This window comes from Leucobacter sp. UCD-THU, from assembly GCF_000349545.1.
In the GTDB taxonomy this organism is placed as follows: Bacteria; Actinomycetota; Actinomycetes; order Actinomycetales; family Microbacteriaceae; genus Leucobacter; species Leucobacter muris.
The window spans coordinates 60,485-81,674 of the sequence record NZ_APJM01000024.1; the positions used below are offsets into that span (position 1 = coordinate 60,485).

The 21,190-nt window shown below is 70.1% G+C and carries 20 protein-coding genes, 1 tRNA gene and 1 other RNA gene; 9 read left to right on the forward strand and 13 right to left on the reverse strand.

Going from position 1 to position 21,190, the window contains the following annotated elements:
* Positions 1-7 precede the first annotated feature (7 nt).
* Complete coding sequence (locus H490_RS16780; protein WP_017882542.1) at positions 8-223, reverse strand: hypothetical protein; 216 nt, start codon at positions 221-223, stop codon at positions 8-10.
* Between the two features lie 394 nt (positions 224-617).
* On the opposite strand from H490_RS16780, the gene H490_RS16785 reads away from it, so the two are divergent.
* The 3 genes from H490_RS16785 to glnA (H490_RS16795) all read left to right on the forward strand — a co-directional run bounded on the left by H490_RS16785 (position 618) and on the right by glnA (H490_RS16795) (position 3,314).
* Positions 618-1,307, forward strand: coding sequence for a DUF4191 domain-containing protein (locus H490_RS16785; RefSeq protein ID WP_017882543.1), 690 nt, complete (start codon positions 618-620; stop codon positions 1,305-1,307).
* Between the two features lie 5 nt (positions 1,308-1,312).
* Positions 1,313-1,744: an RDD family protein gene (locus H490_RS16790; RefSeq protein WP_017882544.1), complete on the forward strand. Its 432-nt coding sequence runs from the start codon at positions 1,313-1,315 to the stop codon at positions 1,742-1,744.
* A 145-nt stretch (positions 1,745-1,889) separates the two neighbouring features.
* Positions 1,890-3,314, forward strand: a complete 1,425-nt coding sequence (gene glnA / locus H490_RS16795) for a type I glutamate--ammonia ligase (RefSeq protein ID WP_017882545.1) — start codon at positions 1,890-1,892, stop codon at positions 3,312-3,314.
* Between the two features lie 403 nt (positions 3,315-3,717).
* On the opposite strand, the gene H490_RS16800 is transcribed toward glnA (H490_RS16795), so the two are convergent.
* From H490_RS16800 to H490_RS16810, 3 genes are all read right to left on the reverse strand, one after another.
* Positions 3,718-6,765 (reverse strand): bifunctional [glutamine synthetase] adenylyltransferase/[glutamine synthetase]-adenylyl-L-tyrosine phosphorylase, encoded by a 3,048-nt coding sequence (locus tag H490_RS16800; protein ID WP_017882547.1) that lies wholly within the window; start codon positions 6,763-6,765, stop codon positions 3,718-3,720.
* Positions 6,766-6,778: 13 nt separating this feature from the next.
* Positions 6,779-8,116 carry a type I glutamate--ammonia ligase gene (gene glnA / locus H490_RS16805; RefSeq protein WP_017882548.1) on the reverse strand — a complete coding sequence of 446 codons (1,338 nt, stop codon included), beginning with the start codon at positions 8,114-8,116 and terminating at the stop codon, positions 6,779-6,781.
* A 102-nt stretch (positions 8,117-8,218) separates the two neighbouring features.
* Positions 8,219-8,425 carry a hypothetical protein gene (locus H490_RS16810; protein WP_017882549.1) on the reverse strand — a complete coding sequence of 69 codons (207 nt, stop codon included), beginning with the start codon at positions 8,423-8,425 and terminating at the stop codon, positions 8,219-8,221.
* A 100-nt stretch (positions 8,426-8,525) separates the two neighbouring features.
* Here H490_RS16810 and map point away from each other — a divergent pair, with 100 nt between their 5' ends.
* Positions 8,526-9,395 (forward strand): type I methionyl aminopeptidase, encoded by an 870-nt coding sequence (gene map, locus H490_RS16815; protein WP_017882550.1) that lies wholly within the window; start codon positions 8,526-8,528, stop codon positions 9,393-9,395.
* 175 nt (positions 9,396-9,570) lie between these two features.
* Here the strand turns inward: map and rnpB are convergent.
* The 6 genes from rnpB to H490_RS16840 all read right to left on the reverse strand — a co-directional run bounded on the left by rnpB (position 9,571) and on the right by H490_RS16840 (position 14,459).
* An RNA gene (gene rnpB / locus H490_RS30875) (RNase P RNA component class A) lies at positions 9,571-9,947 on the reverse strand.
* Between the two features lie 47 nt (positions 9,948-9,994).
* A complete protein-coding gene (locus H490_RS16820; protein WP_017882551.1) occupies positions 9,995-10,723 on the reverse strand; it encodes a zinc ribbon domain-containing protein in 729 nt (242 codons plus the stop codon).
* Between the two features lie 171 nt (positions 10,724-10,894).
* Positions 10,895-11,746 (reverse strand): Nif3-like dinuclear metal center hexameric protein, encoded by an 852-nt coding sequence (locus tag H490_RS16825; RefSeq protein ID WP_017882552.1) that lies wholly within the window; start codon positions 11,744-11,746, stop codon positions 10,895-10,897.
* 3 nt (positions 11,747-11,749) lie between these two features.
* Positions 11,750-12,415 carry a methionine ABC transporter permease gene (locus tag H490_RS16830; RefSeq protein ID WP_017882553.1) on the reverse strand — a complete coding sequence of 222 codons (666 nt, stop codon included), beginning with the start codon at positions 12,413-12,415 and terminating at the stop codon, positions 11,750-11,752.
* Positions 12,415-13,443 (reverse strand): methionine ABC transporter ATP-binding protein, encoded by a 1,029-nt coding sequence (locus H490_RS16835; protein WP_017882554.1) that lies wholly within the window; start codon positions 13,441-13,443, stop codon positions 12,415-12,417. Before H490_RS16835 ends, H490_RS16830 begins: the two co-directional genes overlap by 1 nt.
* Positions 13,444-13,541: 98 nt before the next feature.
* Positions 13,542-14,459, reverse strand: coding sequence for a MetQ/NlpA family ABC transporter substrate-binding protein (locus H490_RS16840; RefSeq protein WP_017882555.1), 918 nt, complete (start codon positions 14,457-14,459; stop codon positions 13,542-13,544).
* A gap of 214 nt (positions 14,460-14,673) precedes the next feature.
* Here H490_RS16840 and H490_RS16845 point away from each other — a divergent pair, with 214 nt between their 5' ends.
* From H490_RS16845 to H490_RS16860, 4 genes are all read left to right on the forward strand, one after another.
* The gene (locus H490_RS16845; RefSeq protein ID WP_031289447.1) at positions 14,674-16,113 is read left to right on the forward strand and encodes a glyceraldehyde-3-phosphate dehydrogenase; all 1,440 of its coding nucleotides are present in this window, start codon (positions 14,674-14,676) and stop codon (positions 16,111-16,113) included.
* 39 nt (positions 16,114-16,152) lie between these two features.
* On the forward strand, positions 16,153-17,001 hold the full coding sequence (locus tag H490_RS16850) for a universal stress protein (RefSeq protein WP_017882557.1): 849 nt from the start codon (positions 16,153-16,155) through the stop codon (positions 16,999-17,001).
* A 9-nt stretch (positions 17,002-17,010) separates the two neighbouring features.
* Complete coding sequence (locus tag H490_RS16855; RefSeq protein WP_031289449.1) at positions 17,011-17,658, forward strand: MBL fold metallo-hydrolase; 648 nt, start codon at positions 17,011-17,013, stop codon at positions 17,656-17,658.
* A gap of 156 nt (positions 17,659-17,814) precedes the next feature.
* Positions 17,815-19,056, forward strand: coding sequence for an MFS transporter (locus tag H490_RS16860; protein WP_017882559.1), 1,242 nt, complete (start codon positions 17,815-17,817; stop codon positions 19,054-19,056).
* A 5-nt stretch (positions 19,057-19,061) separates the two neighbouring features.
* Here the strand turns inward: H490_RS16860 and H490_RS16865 are convergent, their stop codons facing one another.
* Positions 19,062-19,568: a flavin reductase family protein gene (locus H490_RS16865; RefSeq protein WP_017882560.1), complete on the reverse strand. Its 507-nt coding sequence runs from the start codon at positions 19,566-19,568 to the stop codon at positions 19,062-19,064.
* 173 nt (positions 19,569-19,741) lie between these two features.
* On the opposite strand from H490_RS16865, the gene H490_RS16870 reads away from it, so the two are divergent.
* Positions 19,742-20,230 carry a glutathione peroxidase gene (locus tag H490_RS16870; protein WP_017882561.1) on the forward strand — a complete coding sequence of 163 codons (489 nt, stop codon included), beginning with the start codon at positions 19,742-19,744 and terminating at the stop codon, positions 20,228-20,230.
* 191 nt (positions 20,231-20,421) lie between these two features.
* Here H490_RS16870 and H490_RS16875 read toward each other — a convergent pair.
* Together H490_RS16875 and H490_RS16880 are read right to left on the reverse strand one after the other, a co-directional pair.
* A tRNA-Val gene (locus tag H490_RS16875) sits at positions 20,422-20,495 on the reverse strand.
* Between the two features lie 67 nt (positions 20,496-20,562).
* Complete coding sequence (locus tag H490_RS16880) at positions 20,563-21,024, reverse strand: peroxiredoxin (protein WP_017882562.1); 462 nt, start codon at positions 21,022-21,024, stop codon at positions 20,563-20,565.
* Positions 21,025-21,190: the final 166 nt, after the last annotated feature.

Consider the following 21,190-nt stretch of genomic DNA (forward strand, 5'->3'; position numbering starts at 1 on the left):
GGCCACCTCATCGGTGGCCGCGGCCCGCGTCGTCGTCCGGGGCGCTCCGCGTCGCCGGGGTGATCCTGCTGCGCAGCGCATAGCAGGCGGCCTCGCTCGCGAGCTGCGCGCTCCAGCGGCCGCCCCGTTCGATCTCCGAGGAGGCCTCTTCGAGCGCCTCGAGCAGCAGCCCCGCGGCCCCGACGGTGTCCCAGCAGCGCAGCGCGCGCTCGAGCCCGTGCATCGTCAGCCCCAGGGCTCGGCAGCCGCGATCGTGCGCGTGGCGTCGGCCCCGGCGATCACCGCGAGGGTCGGCGCAGTCGCCCCTCGTGCGCAGCTCGATGCCGGCGAGGCAAACCCGTTCCGCCCTTGCCGCGAGAGCGGCGGCCGCCCCGATCCGGCCAGTGCGCCGTCCTCTGGTTCCCATCACGCTCCCGTCCGAGCCGCCGATCGGCGGCTCCGGCTCGACACCAGTCTGCGGTACGATCCGCACGATCGGCCCGGGTCGTTCGCAACCGTGGAGAACTTCGCAGAAAGCCGCGGATCCCTCGCGCTGTGAGCGAACATGCGCTGCTTCGTGGGCATGGAAGCGCGGTGCGCGGTTCGAGTGCGCCGCCAGAGCCGATATCCTAGGTGTCATGGCAGAAGAGAAGGCGAAGCGCAACGGTCGCATCCGGCAGATGGTGGAGATCTACAAGACCACCAAGGTTCACGACCGCAACCTCCCCTGGGCGCTCCTGCTGTGCTTCATCGCTCCCGTCGCCGTCTCGGTGCTGCTCGCCTGGCTGCTGCCGGGAGGCTGGTTCGGCTGGGTGATCTGGCCGGTCACGGGCGTGCTCGTCGGCATTCTGCTCGTCATGATCGTGCTCGGTCGCCGAGCCGAGCGCATGGCCTATCAGCAGATCGAGGGCCGCCCCGGCGCCGTGGGCGCCGTAGTGCAGGGCGCTCTGCGGCGCTCGTGGCGCGGCTCCGAGGTGCCGGTGGCGATGAACCGCAACCAGGACGCCGTGTACCGGGTCGTAGGCCGCGGCGGCGTCGTGCTGATCTCCGAGGGCTCGCGCCAGCGCACCGAGCGCATGGCGGCCGACGAAGAGCGCAAGATCAAGCGCGCACTTCGCAACATCGAGGTCGTGCACCTCTACGTGGGCCCCGACGGCGACGGCGTGCCGCTCCCGAAGCTCTCGAAGACCCTGCTGCGGCTCAAGCCGAAGCTCAACCGCAACGAGGTGGCGGCCGTCTACAACCGGCTCTCCTCGCTGCAGGCCGCTCCCGTCGGCATCCCGAAGGGCATGGATCCCAACCGCGTCCGCCCGCAGCGTCCACGCTGATCCCGATGGCTGCCCCCTCTGCGCCGCAGCGCTTCGGCGACCTCGAGCCCAGCAAGTGGCCAGGCGAGCGCCTCGGCCTGCCCGAGTCCGGCCCCCACTCGGTCGCCCGGCTCGGCAGGCGCGCGCTCGCGATCCTCATCGATTGGGGACTCGCGGCACTGCCCGCCTACCTGCTCATCGGAGGCGCCCACCCCGAGTGGTGGAACTACCTGATCTTCGCGGTGATGCAGAGCGTCTTCATCCCCACCATCGGCGGCTCGATCGGGCACCGGCTGCTCGGCCTCCGCGTGGTGCCCATCGCCGGCGGCTGGGTCGGCCCCTGGCGGCCCGCGGTGCGCACCCTGCTGCTGTGCCTCGTGATCCCGGTGCTGGTCTGGGATTCCGACCAGCGCGGCTTCCATGACAAGATCGCCGGAACGGTGCTGATCCGTGCCTGATCCGGCGATGCACCGGGCGCGTGCAGGCGTAACACCCGTGAAACATCGGAATCACGGTTTTGAAATCAGGCTCGCATAGGCTGGTAACAAGCAATCGGGCCGAGCCGTCGTGAGAGCACGGGCCGATCTGACCACGAGGAGCAGTATGTTCACCACCCCCCAAGAAGTGATCGACTTCATCAAGGAGACCGACGTCAAGTTCGTCGACATCCGCTTCGTCGACCTGCCCGGCGTGCAGCAGCACTTCAACATCCCGGCTGCCACGGTCGATCTCGACTTCTTCGAGGTCGGTCAGATGTTCGACGGCTCCTCGATCCGCGGCTTCGCCGGCATCGCCGAGTCCGACATGCAGCTCATCCCGGACGTCAGCACCGCCTACATCGACCAGTTCCGCGCCGAGCGCACGCTCATCCTGATCTGTGACATCTTCAACCCCCGCACGGGCGAGATCTACTCGAAGGATCCGCGCCAGATCGCGAAGAAGGCCGAGCAGTACCTCGCCTCGACCGGCATCGCCGATACCGCGTTCTTCGCCCCGGAGGCCGAGTTCTACATCCTCGACTCGGTGCGTCACGAGACCACCCCGCGCCGCACCTTCTTCGAGATCGACTCCGAAGAGGCCGGCTGGAACTCCGCTCGCAACGACGAGGGCGGCAACCTGGGCCACCACACCCCGGCGAAGGGCGGCTACTTCCCCGTCTCGCCCGTCGACAAGCAGGCGGACCTGCGCGACGACATTTCGCTGCGCCTCATCGAGGCCGGTCTCGAGCTCGAGCGCTCGCACCACGAGGTCGGCGCCCCGGGGCAGGCCGAGATCAACTACCGCTTCGACACGCTCGTGAAGGCCGCCGACGACGTGCTGAAATTCAAGTACATCGTCAAGAACACCGCCGAGCTGTGGGGCAAGACCGCCACCTTCATGCCGAAGCCGGTCTTCGGCGACAACGGTTCGGGCATGCACACCCACATGTCGCTCTGGAAGGGCGGCGAGCCGCTGTTCTACGACGAGAACGGCTACGCGCAGCTCTCCGACATCGCCCGCTGGTACATCGGCGGCATCCTGCACCACGCGCCCGCGCTGCTGGCTTTCACCAACCCCACGATCAACAGCTACCGCCGTCTGGTCAAGGGCTACGAGGCCCCGGTCAACCTGGCCTACTCGGCGGGCAACCGCTCGGCCGCCGTGCGCATCCCGCTCACCGGCTCGAACCCGAAGGCGAAGCGCATCGAGTTCCGCGCCCCCGACGCCTCGGGCAACCCCTACCTCGCCTTCGCTGCGCAGATGATGGCGGGGCTCGACGGCATCCGCAACCGCATCGAGCCGATGGAGCCGATCGACAAGGATCTCTACGAGCTGCCCCCCGAGGAGGCGAAGAGCATTCCCCAGGTGCCCGGCTCGCTCGACGAGGCGCTCGACGCGCTCGAGGCGAACCACCAGTTCCTGCTCGAGGGCGGCGTGTTCACCGAGGAGGTCATCCAGACCTGGATCGACTACAAGCGCGAGAACGAGATCCTGCCGATGGCGGTGCGGGTGCACCCCTTCGAGTACGAGCTCTACTACGGGGTGTAATCCGCGTTGAGGCGACGAGAGCCCCCGACGACCTGTCGTCCGGGGGCTCTCGTGCTTCCGGAGCGGGTGCGACGGCGCAGGCGACGGCTCGCGGACGCTGTCCGGGTCTCTTCCCGCCCGTGCTCCGCCGCAGCTCTGCTCCTCCGAGACGACGCAAGCCCCGACCGGGCGGTCGGGGCTTGCGTCGTTCATGTCGGGCGACGACGATGTCGCGAGCGGGCGGCGGCGCCCTTGCCGATCAGGATTCGAGTTCGTCTTCGAACTCAGCACCGTCTTCGGCGAGGAGAGCCTCGAGGAATGACTGTAGGTACTGCATAACAATCAGATTACGCTTGGGCGACCTCGCGCGCTAGCCCCTTGCGTAAACATCGTTCGCATGTTTCGTAGCGTGACGGTGAACGGATCAGGGAAGCGGAAAGCGCACGTCCTGCTCGGCGTAGCCGAAGAACTCCCGCTCGAAGACGGCGCGCGCGCGACGCGAGACGGCGAACCACCGCTCCTCGAGCTCGAAGGTGCGTCCGCGCGGCAGGTCGAGCACCCCGGCGATGCCGTCGAGGTCGGTACGATCGACCGGTAGCGAATCCGAGGAACGGCCCGTCCACAGCTTCAGCGCCGAGCGCACGCGGCTCGCGAAGCGCCACGAGTCTGCGAGGTGGTCGGCCTCGTGCGGGCCGAGCAGCTCGAGCTCGTTGGCGGCCTCGAGCGCGCGCAGCGTCGAGACGGTGCGCAGCTCGGGGTGGCGCTGCCCTTCGCGCAGCTGCAGCAGCTGCACGAGCCACTCGACGTCGCTGATGCCCCCCGGGCCCAGCTTCAGGTGGCGACGGGGATCGGCGCCCTGCGGCAGCCGCTCGGCCTCGACCCGGGCCTTGATGCGCCGTACCTCGCGCACCTCGTTCTCGCCGAAGGACGCGGGATACCGGATCTCGTCGGCGAGCTCGATGAAGTCTGCGCCGAGGGCGGCGTCTCCCCCGACGGCTCGCGCGCGCAGCAGCGCCTGGGCCTCCCACGTCACCGACCACCGCTGGTAGTAGGAGCGGTAGGCGTCGAGGCTGCGGGCGAGCGGCCCGTTCTTGCCCTCGGGCCGCAGATCGAAGTCGAGGTCGACGGGGAACCGCGGATCCGAGACGAGACGGCGCAGCTCCGAGATCAGCCGCACCGCCTCACGGGACGCACGATCCGCGGCCACGGTGCCGGGGGCCCGGAACACGGCGATGAGATCGATGTCCGAGGCGAACCCCAGCTCGCCGCCGCCGTAACGGCCCATGCCGATGAGCGCGAGCTCGATCGGATCGCCCTCCCACTTCACGACCGCGTCGAGGCGGATCGCGGTGAGCAGCGCGTCGAGCAGCGCGGTGTGCGCAGCGTCGAGGCCGGCCGCCACCTCGGCCTCGCCGATCACCCCGGTGATGCGCCCCATCGCGAGCCGCAGCACCTCTCGCCGGTGCACCGTGCGCAGCGCCGCGGCCGCCGCCTCGGCGCCGTCGCGACGCGATGACATCGAGCGCATCTCGGCGAACAGCTGCTCGCGGCTCATGGGGCGCAGCTGCTCGTCGCGCTCGAGCCAGGCCACAGACTCGGGCAGCGACTCGAGCAACTCGGCCGCGAAGCGCGAGCACGACAGCACGCGCGTGAGCCGCTCGGCCGCCTCGGTGCCGTCGCGCAGCAGGCGCAGGTACCAGGGGGTCTCGCTGTTCGCCTCGCTGACGCGCCTGAACGCGAGCAGCCCGTAGTCGGGGTCGGTGCCCTCGGCCAGCAACTGCAGCAGCACCGGCATGAGGTTGCGCTGGATGCGCGCCCGCCGCGACGTGCCGCGGGTGAGCGCCGCGAGGTGGCGCATCGCTCCGTCGGGATCGCGGAAGCCGATGCTGACGAGACGCGCGCGCGCCTCGTCGCTGCCGAGCACCAGCTCCTCCTCCGGAAGCGCCGCGACCGCGCTGAGCAGCGGGGCGTAGAAGATCTTGAGATGCAGTTCGCGCACCTCGCGTTTCGTGCGCTCCCAGCTCTCGAGCAGCAGCCCGCCGTTGTCGGCGAGCCCGGTGGCGCGCGCGAGCACGCGCAGCGCCTCCTCGTCGGTGGGCATGATCGCGGTGCGGCGCAGTTCGCGCAGCTGGAGCCGGTGCTCGAGCACGCGCAGGAAGCGGTAGTCGGCCGCCAGCCGCTCGCCGTCGCCGCGGGCGACGTACCCGCCGTCGACGAGGGCGCGCAGCGACGGCAGCGTGCCGCGCAGGTGCAGGCGGTCGTCGTACTGGCCGTGCACGAGCTGCAGCAGCTGCACGCTGAACTCGATGTCGCGCAGCCCGCCGGGGCCCAGCTTGAGCTGCACCTCGAGTTCGTCGTCGGCGATGTGCTCGGTGACGCGCTGGCGCATGCGCTGCACCGAGCCCACGAAGTCCTCGCGCGATGATGAGGCCCACACGAGGTCGCGCGTGCGCTCCACGAACTCGCCGCCGAGGTGCAAATCGCCGGCGAGCGGGCGGGCCTTCAGCAGGGCCTGGAACTCCCAGGCCTTCGCCCAGCGCTCGTAGTAGCTGAGCATGGAACCGAGGGTGCGCACGAGGGCGCCGTGCCGGCCCTCCGGGCGCAGGTTCGCGTCGAGCTGCCAGAGCGGCGGTTCGAAGGCGGGGTCGTGAATCCCCCGCATCGTCTCGCTTGCGAGCCGGGTGCCGACGCGGATCAGCGCATCGCCGTCGAGCGCATCGTCGTCGGCGCTCGCGACGATGAAGACGACGTCGACGTCGGAGACCACGTTGAGCTCTTCCGCGCCGCACTTGCCCATGGCCACGACGGCGAGCTGCGCGGCGGCGACGCGCTCCGAGGGCACGGGCGGGCCCGAGCATCCCGCGACCAGCGTGGCGCGCGCGACTGCGAGGGAAGCCTCGATCGCCGCCCCGGCGAGCGCGGAGAGCGAGAGCGCGACCTCCTCGAACGCCTCGGCGGCCTCGCCCTTCCTCGAGCGTCGCAGATCGAAGAGCATCAGCTCCGAGAGTAGTTCGCGATAGCGCACCCGCAGGGCGTTCCAGCCGCTCTCGCCGGTGAGCGCGGCACTCGGGGCGGCAGCGTCTGCGCCGTCGTCTCGCACCGCGTCGAGCAGGGCCGCGCGGGCCTCGTCGGCGTGGATCGCGCGCCCACCGGTCTCGAGGATGCCGACGAGCCGTTCGGGGCGCCGCGCGAAGAAGTCGCCGAGTGCGGGCGAGGCGCCGATGAGCAGGCAGAGCCGACGCAGCAGGCGAGGATCGAGGGCGCGGGCGCGCTCGGGGTGGGATTCCGCGAGGTGCCGGATGCGGATCAGTGCCGCGTCGGGGTCGGCGGCGCCGGAGAACGCTCGCAGCAGCTCGTCGACGCCGATCTCGAGGCTGCGGGCGAGCTCATGCAGCGCGTCGCGCGACTCGGAAAGGTCTTGGAAGCCGGCGCGCGCCACATCCGCGAGGCGCAGCTCGGTCTGATCGGCCACCCTGGAGCGCCTCTCAGATGGTGTCGAGCATCGAGCCGAGCTCGTAGGGCGTGACCTGAGCGCGGTACTCGCTCACCTCGCGGCGCTTGTCGCGGATGAAGTAGGCGAACACCTGCTCGCCGAGGGTCTCGGCCACCAGCTCTGAACGCTCCATCACCGCGAGCGCGTGATCGAGACTGGTGGGCAGCGGGTCGAAGCCCATGGCCCGTCTCTCGCCGTCGCTCAGCGCCCACACGTTGTTCTCTGCCTCGGGAGGCAGCTCGTACTCGTCGCGGATGCCCTTGAGACCGGCCGCGAGCAGCACCGAGAAGCCCAGGTAGGGGTTCACCGCGCTGTCCATGCCTCGGTATTCGACGCGCGCGGCGCCGCCCTTGCCGGGCTTGTACATCGGAACGCGCACCAGCGCGGAGCGGTTGTTGTGCCCCCAGCTGACGAACGAGGGCGCCTCATCGCCGCCCCACAGGCGCTTGTAGGAGTTGATGTACTGGTTGGTGACCGCGGTGATCTCGGGCGCGTGGCGCAGCAGGCCCGCCACGAAGCGGCGGCCCGTCTGCGAGAGCTGGTAGCGGGCGCCCGGATCGTAGAACGCGTTGGCGTCGCCCTCGAAGAGCGAGAGGTGGGTGTGCATGCCCGAGCCGGGCTGACCGACGAGCGGCTTCGGCATGAAGGTGGCGTGCACGCCCTGCGCGATCGCGACCTCTTTCACCACGGTGCGGAACGTCATGATGTTGTCGGCCATGGTGAGCGCGTCTGCGTAGCGCAGGTCGATCTCGTTCTGGCCGGGCCCGGCCTCGTGGTGGCTGAACTCGACCGAGATGCCGAGCTCCTCGAGCATCGCGACGCTTTCGCGACGGAAGTCGTGCGCCGTGCCTCCGGGCACGTTGTCGAAGTAGCCGGCGCGATCGACGGGCACCGGGCCCTCGGAGCCGTACTCGGAGGACTTCAGCAGGTAGAACTCGATCTCGGGGTGCGTGTAGAAGGTGAACCCCTGCTCGGCCGCCTGAGCCAGCGTGCGCTTGAGCACGTTGCGGGGATCGGCGACGGCGGGCTCGCCGTTGGGGGTGCGGATGTCGCAGAACATGCGCGCCGTGGGCGCGGACATGCTGCGCCACGGCAGCAGCTGGAAGGTCGAGGGGTCGGGCACGGCCAGCAGATCGGACTCGTACGCTCGGGTGAGCCCCTCGATGGCGGATCCGTCGAAGCCGATGCCCTCGCTGAACGCGCCCTCGACCTCGGCGGGGGCGAGCGCCACCGACTTCAGAGTGCCCGACACGTCGCTGAACCAGAGACGCACGAATTTCACGCCGCGCTCTTCGATGGTGCGAAGAACAAAATCGCGCTGCTTGCTCACACCGGCTCCGTTCGCTCAGTTGACGATTATTGCCAGACTAGCGCGCCCCTGTGACATCCGTGTTTCGGCAGCGCGGGCCGACCGCGTCCTCTCAGCGGGGGCTCAGTCCTCCCGAGCGTCCTCCTCCGCCCACTCCTTGGCGCGCTCCTGCAGCTTGGCCGGGCCGTTGGCGGCCTCCTCGCGCGTCTTGAACGGACCGATCCGGTCGATGCCGAGCGACTGCGGCCCCTCCTCGACCTCGCCGGTGCGGGTGTTGTACCAGTAGGTCTCCTCGGTGTCGTCGACTCCCCAGTCCCGCTTGCTCATCATGACCTCCTCGGTTCGCGCGGATCGCGCGTCTGCTCGGCGCCCGGTCGGTTCCGGACGATCCGGACCCGGGCGAGCCGGGCCTACTTCATAGACTAGAGGCATGCCCTTCGACGCACACGGCCATTTGGTCCCCGGTTCCGCGCCCCAGCCGCGCACCGTCCCCCAGCAGATCGCCCGTCCTCCCTACGTCGGCCTCGCGGCTCCTCCCGCCTACACGGGGGACGACACCTACAGCGAGGCGGAGATCGAGCGCATCCGAGCCGCGGGCCGGGTCGCTTCGCGCGCGCTCGACGCGGTCGGCGACGCCGTGCGTCCCGGTGTCACCACGGCCGAGCTCGACCGGGTCGCGCACGAGTACGTCGTCTCGCAGGGCGCCTACCCCTCGACGCTCGGCTACCGCGGATACCGGGCCTCCTCGTGCACGTCGGTGAACGAGGTGATCTGCCACGGCATCCCCGACGACACGGTGCTGCGCGAGGGCGACCTCGTCAACGTCGACGTCACCGCCTACCTCGACGGCTTCCACGGCGACACCAACCGCACCTTCCGGGTCGGTCGGGTCTCCGAGGAGGTCGACCTGCTCATCGAGCGCACGCACGAGGCCATGATGCGCGGCATCAAGGCGGCGAAGCCCGGGCGCCAGGTCAATGTGATCGGTCGCGTCATCGAGACGTACGCGAAGCGCTTCGGCTACGGCGTGGTGCGCGACTTCACCGGGCACGGCGTCGGTTCGTCGTTCCACTCGGGTCTCATCATCCCCCACTACGACTCGGCCCCGGCCTACGGCGACGTCATCAAGCCGAACATGGTCTTCACGGTCGAGCCGATGCTCACGCTCGGCTCGTACGAGTGGGATCAGTGGGACGACGGCTGGACCGTCACCACGCGCGACAAGAGCGTCACGGCGCAGTTCGAGCACACGATCGTGGTGCGGGAGGACGGCTTCGAGCTGCTGACCGTCTCGGGGTGACCGGCCCGCGGTCTCGTACGACTCGACATCGCCGCGGCGGTGCAGCCCGCGATCATCGCGTCGGGCGGTCTCGTCTCGCGCCGCCACCGTGTCCACGGTGCGTCCAGGGCTCCTCGGAGACACGAAACCGCCCTGATACCTCCGCAGAATCACGCGGAAGCATCAGGGCGGAGAGGGGAACGGGCCGGCTGTACGCCGGGTTCTGTCCCGGCCGGCGAACCGGCCGGTGACGGTCATCTCTCTCGGGGCGCCGTTGCCGACACCCTCTAGCGGCCTACCCGCAGACTCGGCGAGGAGCGTCGACGTCTGCTGTCTGGCCTTGCTGCGAACGAGGTTTACCTGGCCGCCCGTGTCACCACGAACGCCGGTGGTCTCTTACACCACCCTTTCACCCTTACCCGATGCAGCGTGCCGCATCGGGCGGTCTACTCTCTGTTGCACTTTCTCGCGGGTCGCCCCGGGTGGGTGTTACCCACCGTTCTCCTCTGTGCAGCCCGGACGTTCCTCGGCGCGAGCACCGAAGTGCCGCGACGCGACCGCCCGCCAGCCCGTTCCGGATCCAGTCTACCGCGCGTGCGCGGCGGCAGCGGCGCGGGGCGCTACTCCCCCTCGACGCGCACGAGGATCGCGCCGGTGCCCGGGCAGAAGACGAGCTCGTCGGGGGCGGCCGAGCGGATGTCGCTGAGCTCCGCCGGCGTCAGGGACATGTTGCTGGCCTCCGAGACGCCGCCCCGCAGACGGGCCGCGCCGATCCCGATGCGGCCCCGCAGCTCCTCGTAGAGGTCGAGCAGGTCGCGCTGCAGCTCGGCCGCGATGCCGGCCCGCTCCTCGCCGCGCGACGAGAGCTCGCGGTCGAGGCGCTGCTCGGCCTCCGAGATCTTCGCCCTGATCGCGGCGCGGCGCTCGTCGACGCCGGCGAGCACCTGCTGGGCGGCCGAGAACTCGGCCTGCGCCCGCTCCTGCACCTCCATGATCTCGAGCTCGCGATCCTCGAGTTCGCTCTGCCGCCGCGCGAGCGTGTCGAGTTCGCTCTGCAGCGCCTGCGCCTCCTTCGACGACGTGCTCACCGCGATCAGCTGCTCGTCGCGCGCGCGGCGCTGGCTCACGAGCTGCACGTCTGCCTCGACGCGCGCGATCTCGGCGTTCTGGGCGTCGAGCTCGCGCTGCGCCGCCATGAAGCGCGCCTTCGCCTGCTCGGCCTCGCCGGTCAGCCCGTCGAGCTCGGCCCGCTCGGGCAGGGTGCTGCGCTTGCGACGGAGCCGGGCGATCGTGTTGTCGCGGTCTTGCAGGTCGAGCAGCAGCTGCTGCTGGCGAGGGCTGGCTTTCATGGGGTCAAGCCTACCCGGGCGGCGCCCCCGGCCGTTCGCTCGGAGCACGCCGATGTCTCGGGGCGCAACGCGCGATCCGATCCGAGACGTCGGCGAGATCCGAAGCACGGGCAGGCGCGCCGGGCCGGAGCCCGCGACGGCGTCCGGAGAAGGCCCGGATCGGGCCGAGGCTCAGAGCCTCGACGCCCCGACCGCGAAGCTCCACGGATCGGTGCGCAGACCGCTCACCGCGAACTCGACGCCGGGCAGCCGGGCGGAGAGCCGCTCGGCCGCACCCTCGAGCCACAGCGATTCGCTCGCCCAGTGCGCGACGTCCACGAGAGCGGGCCCGCCCGCGGCGAGCGACTGCTCGATCGACTCCTGCGCGGGGTGGTGCCGCAGATCGGAGGTGAGGTAGACGTCGGCGGCGCGCACCGCGGGGTGATCGAGCAGGCTGTCCCCCGCCCCGCCGAGCAGTGCGATGCGACGCACGGGCCGATCCGGATCGCCGGCCACCCGCACGCCGCTCACGGTCTCGGGCAGGATCGCCGCGACCCGCTCGGCGAACTCGCGCAGCGAGGTCGCCTCGGAGAGGTCGCCGACCCTGCCGATGCCGAACACCTCGCCCGGTCGGGGCCCCTCGGCCGGCACGATCGCCTCGGCCGACACGAGGCCGAGCCGCTCGGCGACGACCGCCGAGACGCCGCCCTCGGGCTGGTCGGCGTTCGTGTGCGCCGCGAGCAGCGCGCAACCGCCGCGGATGAGCCTCGCGAGCAGCGCGCCCTTCGAGGTGTCCTCGGCGATCGTGTGAATGCCGCGCAGCAGCAGCGGATGGTGCGTGAGCAGAGCGTCCGCGCCCAGCTCGAGCGCCTCGTCGACGGTCGCCGCCACCGCGTCGACCGCCAGCAGCACCCGGCGCAGGGGCGCATCGCCCGCACCGGAGACGAGGCCGACGCGGTCCCACCCCTCGGCGGTCGAGGCGGGCCAGAACTCCTCGGCGACGCGCCGGAGATCGGCGAGGGTGCGCGGCGGGGCTGATGACACGGGCTACCTCCGGAGCAGCTTGCGGGCGAACACGTTGCCGAGCAGCTGCACGAGCTGCACGATGGCGATGATGATGAGCACGGCCGACCACGTGACCCACGGGTTGAACTGGCGGTAGCCGTACTGCAGGGCGAGGTTTCCGAGGCCGCCGCCGCCGATCACGCCGGCCATCGCGGTCATGTCGACCACCGCGATGAACGCGAAGGTGTAGCCGAGCACGACGGGGCCGAGACCCTCGGGGATCAGCACCGTGAGGATGGTGCGCAGCGGACCGGCGCCCATGGCGCGCGAGGCCTCGATCACCCCGGGCGGCACGGTGAGCAGGTTCTGCTCGACGAGTCGCGCGATGCCGAAGGTCGCCGCGAAGACGAGTACGAAGATCAGGGCGCGATCCCCGATGCCCGTGCCGACGACGAGGCGGGCGAGCGGCTGGATCGCGGCGATGAGGATCACGAACGGGATCGGCCGGAAGAAGTTCACGAGGAAGTTCAGGGTCCAGTAGAGGGCGCGGTTCTGCAGGATGCCTCCCTGTCGGGAGACCGTGAGCAGCACGCCGATGATCAGGCCGAGCACCCCGCCGATGCCCATCGCGAACACGACGTAGACGAGCGTCTCGACCGTCGCCTCGAGGAATTTGCCGTTCGCGAGCAGCTCCATGAGCTTGTCCATCAGACCAGCACCTCCAGGTCGGTCTCCTGCGCGAGCGCCGCGATCGCGTGCTCGACGCGCAGGTCGTCGCCGATGAGTTCGAGGGTGAGCTTGCCGAAGCTGCGGCCGCCCACGTCGGTGACGCCGCCGTGCACGATGCTCACCCCGACGCCGCGCTCGGCGAGGGTGCGGAACACGACGGGCTGATCCACGTCTCCATCGCGGAATGTGAGCGTCACCAGCCGGCCCCGGTGCCGCTCGCGCAGCTGCTCGAGGTGCTCGGCCTGGGGCTCCGTGGGCAGCGCGCTCGACACGAAGCGCCTGGTCGTGGTGGTCTGCGGGCTCGAGAAGACGTCGAAGACGCCGCCCTGCTCCACCGCGCGGCCCCCGTCCATCACGGTGACGCGATCGGCGATCCCGCGCACGACCTCCATCTCGTGGGTGATGAGGATGATCGTGATGCCGAACTCGTCGTTGACGCGCTTCAGCAGCGCGAGCACCTCCTGGGAGGTCTGCGGGTCGAGCGCGCTCGTGGCCTCGTCGGCGAGCAGCACACCCGGGTTCGTCGCGAGCGCCCGAGCGATGCCGACCCGCTGCTTCTGGCCGCCCGATAGCTGGTCGGTGTACGCCTCCGCCTTGTCGCCGAGGCCGACGAAGTCGAGCAGCTCGGCCACGCGACGCTTGCGCTCCGCCGGAGAGACGCCGGCCACCACGAGCGGGTACTCGACGTTCTTCGACACCCGCTTCGAATGGAACAGGTTGAACTGCTGGAAGATCATGCCGATGCGGCCGCGCACCGCGCGCAGCCTCGCCTCGGGCAGGCTCGTGATCTCGTCGTCGCCCACCAGGATGCGGCCCGAGCTCGCCCGCTCGAGGCCGTTGACGAGGCGCAGCAGGGTGCTCTTGCCGGCTCCGGAATAGCCGATGATGGCGTGGATCTCGCCCGAGGCCACGTCGATCGAGACGTCGTCGACCGCCACCACCTGCGCGGCGCCCTTGCCGCGACCCGGATAGCGCTTGGAGACGCCGATCATCTGGACACGCGTCATGCGCGGTCTCCCTCCTGCTCGCCGCGGATGCGGATCGGGGCGCCCGGTGAAACCGAACGCCCCGATCCTAATCGCTGCTCTCGCTGCGCGACGAGCGGTTACTTGTTCTCGCGGACCTGTTCCTCGGAATCGGTGAGGATCTCCTGCAGCTCCGAGACCGGCGTGTTCAGCAGGATCGCGCTGTCCCCCGAATTCTCGAAGACGCCGTCCTGCACGTCCTGGTTCGTCTGGTAGATCTCGACGAGCTTCTGGTAGGTCTCGTTGTCCTTGTCCTCGGCGCGGGCCGCGAAGATGTTGATGAAGTACTTCGCGCCCTCGTCCTCCGGATCGTCCTGGTAGAGCGCCTCGTCGAACTTCAGGCCGGCGTCGGTCACGAAGTCGTTGTTGACGACGGCGGCGTCGACGTCGGAGAGCGAGGTCGCGGTGAACGATGCGTCCATCTCGGTGACCTGCACCTTCGACGCGGAGGCGTCGATGTCGTCGGGGGTCGAGAACAGGCTGCCGCCGTCGCTCAGCTCGATGAGCTCGGCCGCCTGCAGCACGTTGAGCGCGCGGGCGCGGTTGGTCGGATCCGAGGGGATAGCGACCGTGCCGCCCTCGGGGATGTCCTCGAGCGAGTCGTGCTTGGTGGAGAACACGCCGAGGGGGTAGATCGCGGTCGAGCCGATCGCGACGAGGTCGTCGTCGTTCGCCACGTTGTAGTCGGCCAGGTACACGATGTGCTGGAACTGGTTGAGGTCGAGCTCGCCCTCGCTCAGCGCCGGGTTGGGCTGGTTGTAGTCGGTGAAGTCGACGAGCTCGACCTCGATGCCCTCCTCGGCGGCGGCCGCGGTGAAGGTCTCCCAGTAGGGGTCGCTCGCGCCGACGACGCCGATGCGCACCGTCTCGGAGGCGGCCGCGCCGCCGCCGCCCTCGTCGGATCCCCCGGCGGCCGAGCAGCCGGCGAGCGCCGTCGTGGCGGCGAGTGCGAGCGCGGTGATCGAGGCGGCGAGGATGCCGCGCTTCGTGAAGGTCATGATGCTCCTCATGATCGATGTGCTGGTGGGTCGACGCCGCGTCGGGCGCGGCGGTACGAGAACAAGCGTGCGGGATCGGGCCCGGCGGGCGAAATCACGGTGTCACACTGCGTCATCCAAGGCCGGTCATGGGATACTGGCACTGACGAACAAGCGTCGTCGGCGGGCAGGCCGATTCTCTTCATGACAGTGTTGAAAGGACCCCTCCGTTCACATGATTCAGCGTGCTGATGCTCACCTCGAGGCTTGGAAGGCGAAGCAGGAACTCGCAGAGCGGATGATTCCGCTGATCGGCCAGCTCTACCGCGACCACGACGTGGTCATGTCCGTCCACGGACGCAGCCTGGTGGGGCGCTCCCCGATCGACATCATCCGTGCTCACTACTACGCCCACAAGATCGACGACGTCGAGCTGCCCCTGGAGGAGACCTCGGCGATCGTCGAGGCGCTCGCGAAGATCCAGCCGGGCCCGGTCTCGCTCGACCTCGCGCTGCTCGCGAACGGCTTCCGCGCTTCGGGCGGCGGCGACGTCGAGGCCTACCTGCGCGAGCAGCTCGCTCCCGCGCTCGACGCCCGCCCGGGTCAGGGCACCGACGTCGTGCTCTACGGCTTCGGCCGCATCGGACGCCTGCTCGCCCGCATCATCATCGACCACTCGGGCAGCGGCAACGGCCTGAACCTGCGGGCGATCGTGGTGCGCAAGGGATCCGAGAACGACCTCGTGAAGCGAGCCAACCTGCTGCGCCGCGACTCGGTGCACGGCCCCTTCAACGGCACCATCAAGGTGCTCGAGGACGAGAACGCGATCCTCGCGAACGGCGTGCGCATCCAGGTCATCTACTCGAACGACCCGGCCAGCGTCGACTACACCGAGTACGGCATCGAGGATGCGATCCTGGTCGACAACACCGGTCGCTGGCGCGACGCCGAGGGCCTCGGCCAGCACCTGCGCAACCGTGGCATCTCCCGCGTGCTGCTCACCGCGCCGGGCAAGGGCGACATGCTCAACGTGGTCTACGGCGTCAACAACGACAAGATCACCGACGAGCACACGATCCTCAGCGCCGCTTCCTGCACCACCAATGCGATCACGCCGGTGCTGAAGGTCATCAACGACCGCTTCGGTGTGAAGCGCGGCCACGTCGAGACGGTGCACTCGTACACCAACGACCAGAACCTCATCGACAACTTCCACAAGGGCGACCGCCGCGGCCGTTCCGCCGCCCTCAACATGGTGCTCACCGAGACCGGCGCAGCGAAGGCGGTCGCGAAGGCGCTGCCCGAGTTCGAGGGCAAGCTGACCGGCAACGCGATCCGCGTGCCCACCCCGGATGTGTCGATGGCCGTGCTCAACCTGCAGCTCGAGCGCGAGACCACGAGCGACGAGATCAACGCCTTCCTCGAGGAGGTGTCGCTCACCGGCGCCCTGCGCACCCAGATCGACTACGTCGAGTCGCCCGAGATCGTCTCGAACGACTTCGTCGGCTCGAACCGCGCGGGCATCGTCGACGGCCTCGCCACCATCGTGACCGGCGACAGCGCAGTGGTCTACGTCTGGTACGACAACGAGTACGGCTACAGCTGCCAGGTGGTGCGCATCATCGAGCAGCTCGCAGGAAACCACCCCGCGCATCTTCCGGCGCGCGAGGCCTGACCTCAGGCCCGCCGCAGAACCCGAGAGAAAGGAACGAAGATGTCATCGAAGTATCTCATCGGTGTCGACGGATCCGAGCAGAGCCGCGTCGCGCTCGCCTGGGGCCTCGCTCGAGCCACGGAGCGCGGAGCCGAGGTGGAGCTGCTGCACGTCGCCGACGACTCGTTCCTCTCGGAGAGCGTCGCGTTCCTCTCGGAGGCGCAGCAGGCGTCCGAGCAGATGCTGCACGCCGAGACCGAGTACGCTCGCAGCCTCGGCTTCGAGGGCAAGATCTCGGGCACCGCGGTGGTCGGCCACCCGATCGCCGAGGTCGAGGAGGCGTCGAAGCACGCCGATCTGCTCATCCTCGGCGCGCACAACGGCAGCCGGTTCGCGGGTTCGTTCTTCGGCACCCGCGCGGTGAAGGTCGCGGCGACCGCGCACTGCCCGGTCGCGGTGATCCCGGCCGTGGCCTCGGCTGAGCCGAAGCCGGGCGTGGTCGTGGGCGTCGACGGTTCGGAGGCCTCGAAGCGGGCCATCGCGGTCGCGGCCGAGGAGGCCTCGTTCCGCGGCTCGCCGCTCATCGCGGTCTACGCCTGGATGCCCCCGCTCACCCCGGGCCTCGAGTATCTCTGGAGCGAGGAGCTGGTGGAGTCGCAGCGTTCGGCCGCCGAGGAGGCCATCGCGATCGGCGTCGCCGGGTTGGCGGAGCGCTACCCCGACCTCGAGATTCGTCGCGAGATCGTGCAGTCGCCTCCAGTGGCGGCGCTCGTGCAGGCGGCCGAGGGCGCCGAGCTGCTCGTCGTGGGCAGCCGCGGCCGCGGCGGCATCTCGCGTCTGCTGCTGGGCTCGGTGAGCCACGGCGTGCTGCAGGCCCTGCCGTGCCCCGTCGTGGTGACCCGCGGCTGAGACGGCATCATGTCGGAAGCACGGATCGACCGGGTGGTGACCCGCGGCCTCGTCGGCGCGGGTCGCCCCGGTTACCCCGCTGACGGGGTCGAGCTCGAGAACAACGTCTGGATCGTGGGCGACGACGAGCAGGCGCTGGTCATCGACGCCTCGCACGACGCCGAGGCGATCGTGGCCGCGGTGGGCGATCGGGATCCGCTGGGGATCCTGCTCACCCACGGTCATGAGGATCACGTGAACGCCGCGGTGGAAGCGGCCCGGATGCTGGACACGCACGTGTACCTGCACCCGGCCGACCTCTTCCTGTGGCGCGAGGCCCACGGCGAGACGCTGCCCGACTTCGAGCTCGCCGACGGCGCGAGCTTCCTGGTGGCGGGCGTCGACCTCGCGGTCGCCCACACGCCGGGGCACACGCCCGGCTCGGTGTGCTTCATCGCGCCCGCGCTCGGCACCGTGTTCTCGGGCGACACCCTCTTCCAGGGCGGCCCCGGCGCCACCCGCTGGGAGTACTCGAGTTTCGAGCAGATCGTGGAGTCGATCCGCACCCGCCTGCTCACGCTGCCGTCGGCGACCGTCGTGAGACCGGGCCACGGCGACAGCACCACGGTGGCGGCGGAGGCGCCGGATCTCGAGGCGTGGCTCGCCCGGGGCTGGTGACCGCGAACGCGGTCATCGCGAAGGACGGATTTCGCTGCGGGCGGGATCGTGACCGTTCGGAAACAGTGAGCGTTTAGACTTGCCCGGTCGCAGTGCCGCGCAGTCCTCGGCGCGCGGGTGAACCCGGGCGCCCGCCCGCCACCCGAAAGGTCGCCCATGACCGAGCCCTCTCTCTCCCCGCTGCGCCGCGGCGTCGCGCTGTTCGCCCTCGCCTTCGGCGGCTTCGGCATCGGCGTGACCGAGTTCGCGACGATGGGCCTGCTGCCCGACATCGCGGGCGAGCTGATCCCCGGCTTCGAGCAGGCGCCCGACCGCGTGATCGCGCAGGCGGGTGTGCTCATCACCGTCTACGCGCTCGGAGTGGTGGTCGGGGCGCCGACCTTCGCGGTGCTCGCAGCGCGCATGTCCCAGACGCGACTCGCGTTCTGGCTGCTCGGCCTCTTCATCGTCGGCACGGTCGCATCGGCGTGCATGCCGACGTTCGGCTCGCTCGCCCTCTTCCGGTTCGTCGCGGCGCTGCCGCACGGCGCCTACTTCGGGGTCGCGTCGCTGCTCGCGGCCCGCATCATGGGGCCGGGCAAGCGCGGGCGCGGGATCGCCCTCGCGCTCTCGGGGCTCACCATCGCCAACGTGGTGGGCGTGCCGCTCGCGACCTGGATGGGCCAGCTGCTCGGCTGGCGTTCGGCCTATGTGCTGGTCGCCGTGATCTTCGCCACGACGCTGCTGCTCTCGATGCTCGCGCTCCCCAGGTACCCCGGCAACCCCGAGCGCAGCCCGTTGCGCGAGCTCTCGGCGCTGCGCAACCCGCGCATCTGGGTGATGATCGCCGTCGGTTCGGTCGGCTTCGGCGGATTCTTCGCGGTGTACTCCTACATCGCCGAGGTCACCACCCGTGAGACGGGGCTGTCGCCGGCGATGGTGCCGTGGGTGCTGGCCTGCCTCGGCGTCGGCATGACGATCGGCAACCTCATCGGCGGCTGGGCGACGGACCGCGACCCCCGGCGCACGGTCACGTGGGGCTTCATCGGCTTCATCATCGTGCTCGTGCTGTACACGCAGTTGGCCTGGCATCCCGTCGGCCTCTTCGCGTGCGGCTTCATGCTGGGCGTCACCTCATCGATGCTCATCCCCTCGATCCAGTCGAGGCTCATCCGCATCTCCGACGAGGCGGCGCTGCTCGGCGCCGCCGTGAACCACGCCGCGTTCAACATCGGCAACAGCCTCGGCGCCTGGCTGGGCGGCATCGTGATCGCCGGCGGGTTCGGCTACCTCGCCCCGGGGTGGGTGGGAGCGGCGCTCGCGGTGGTCGGCCTGGGGCTGGTGGCGGTGAGCAACACCGTCGAGCGCCGCGACAAGGCCCGTGGCCTCAACACGGTGGGCATCTCGGTCGTGGAGTAGCGCCGCTACACCACCGGTGCGAGCGTGCGGAACGCCCGGTCGAGGTAGACCATGGGGTCGGCTGGCTCGCCGAACACCGCGTCGAGCACTTCGGCGACCACGATCACCGAGGCGCCCACTCCGAGCGAGTGCAGGGTGCGGCACCGCAGCGCGACGCGCGTGTGGGGCAGGTGCGGCTCGCCGGTGGGAAGCATCGACCAGCCCTGCTCGGGCGTGAAGCGCTCGGATCCCGAGACGGCGAAGGCCGCCGCGATCTCGGCGTGCCTCGCGTCGAGCAGGTGCACGAGGTAGGTCTCGGCGCCGAGGATGCCGCCGGCGCTGCCGGTGGCCCGCGTGACCGAGAACGAGAGGGCTGCGGGATCGATCCCGACCGAGGCGACGCTCGACGCCGTGAGGCCCACCGGGCCCTCGGGCGTCTGCGCCGTGATGAGCGCCACCCCGGTGGGGTGCTCCCTGAACGCGCGCTTCAGCGCCTCGGCTCCGATGTGCTCGGTCTGCGGATCGGTGGTCATGCGATTGACTCTCCCTCTTCTCGTCGGGCCGCGCCGTGCTGCCCAGTTCGTCGACGCGCTTCTCAACACCGCGCGATCCGGAATCATTCCTCGACCGCTGCCGAGAGACGACCGCGGCGCTCGCGAGCCAGGAGGCCTGGCGGCGCGCGGCGGGCCGGCGTAGGCTGACCCGCATGGACGGGTTGCGCGAGGTACCGCTGACGACGATCGACGGCGAGCGGACCTCGCTCGCGGAGTACGCGGATCGCGCGGTGCTGATCGTCAACGTCGCGTCGCGCTGCGGGCTCACCCCGCAGTACGCCAAGCTGGAGGAACTGCAGCGGCGCTACGCGGACCGGGGGCTCACGGTGCTGGGCTTCCCCTGCAATCAGTTCCTCGGGCAGGAGCCGGGCAGCGCCGACGACATCAAGACGTTCTGCTCGACGAGCTACGGCGTCACCTTCCCGCTCATGGAGAAGGTGCGCGTGAACGGCCGCCGCAAGCACCCCCTCTACGCGCTGCTGCACGAGGTGCCCGACGCGGAGGGCAAGGGCGGCCGGGTCAAGTGGAACTTCGAGAAGTTCCTCGTCGCCCCCGACGCGACGGTGCACCGGTTCCGGCCGGCGGTCGAGCCCGACGATCCCGAGGTGATCGCGGCGATCGAGGCCGCCCTGCCCGCGTAGGCGGGCGCGACGCCGAGAGCGGTGGTGACGGGTCGCTGCGGCTGACGGTGCGCCCGGAGGGACTCGAACCCGCCCAGCCGCTCAGGGCAACGCGCCAGCGTTGCGCGGCGATGGCGCGCGGTGAGCCTGCGAGCCGCGTTCAGGGTTCATGGATGAGCCCGACGGGAGTGTGAAGGAGCGAAGCGAGTGAGTGCGCCCGGAGGGACTCGAACCCCCGACCCTCTCGGTGTAAACGAGATGCTCTAACCAACTGAGCTACAGGCGCGCGCCCGCGAGGCGGGCCTCCCCAGCATAGGGGACGCCGCCGCGCGGTCGCGAATCGCGACGGTCGCCTAGGCGATCGCTTCGAGGGCCTCGCGATAGGCCGCGAAATCGCGGGCCTCGCCGGGCGCGGTCTCGAAGGACGCGAGCACGCGGCGATCCTCGCCGATCACGAGCGTCGCGCGGGTGGCGATGCCCGCTTCCTCGACGAAGACGCCGTACTGCTGCGCCACCGCGCCGTGCGGCCAGAAGTCGGAGAGGATCGAGAACTCGTAGCCCTCCTGCTCGGCCCAGGCCTTCAGCGCGTAGACCGAGTCGATCGAGATGCCGACGAGGCGCACCTTGTTGTCGTCGAAGATCGACAGGTTGTCGCGCAGCTCGCACAGCTCGCCCGTGCAGATGCCGGAGAACGCGAAGGGGAAGAACACGAGCGCGACGGGGCCGTCGGCCACCATCTCCGAGAGCGTCAGCTCCTCGCCGTGCTGATCCGAGAGCGTGAAATCGGGCGCCTGCGCGCCGACCTCGAGCACCATGGTGCCTCCTTACCGGCGCTTGGCGCGCCATCGATGATGCGGACGCCTCCACACTATCGACTCGCCTCTCCATGGCCGAGGGAGCCGGGCTCCCAATCGCCCCCGAATATTGTGCGGCTGTGACACCCTCGACAAGGGATGTGCGCGTTTCTTCGTGGAACTTCGA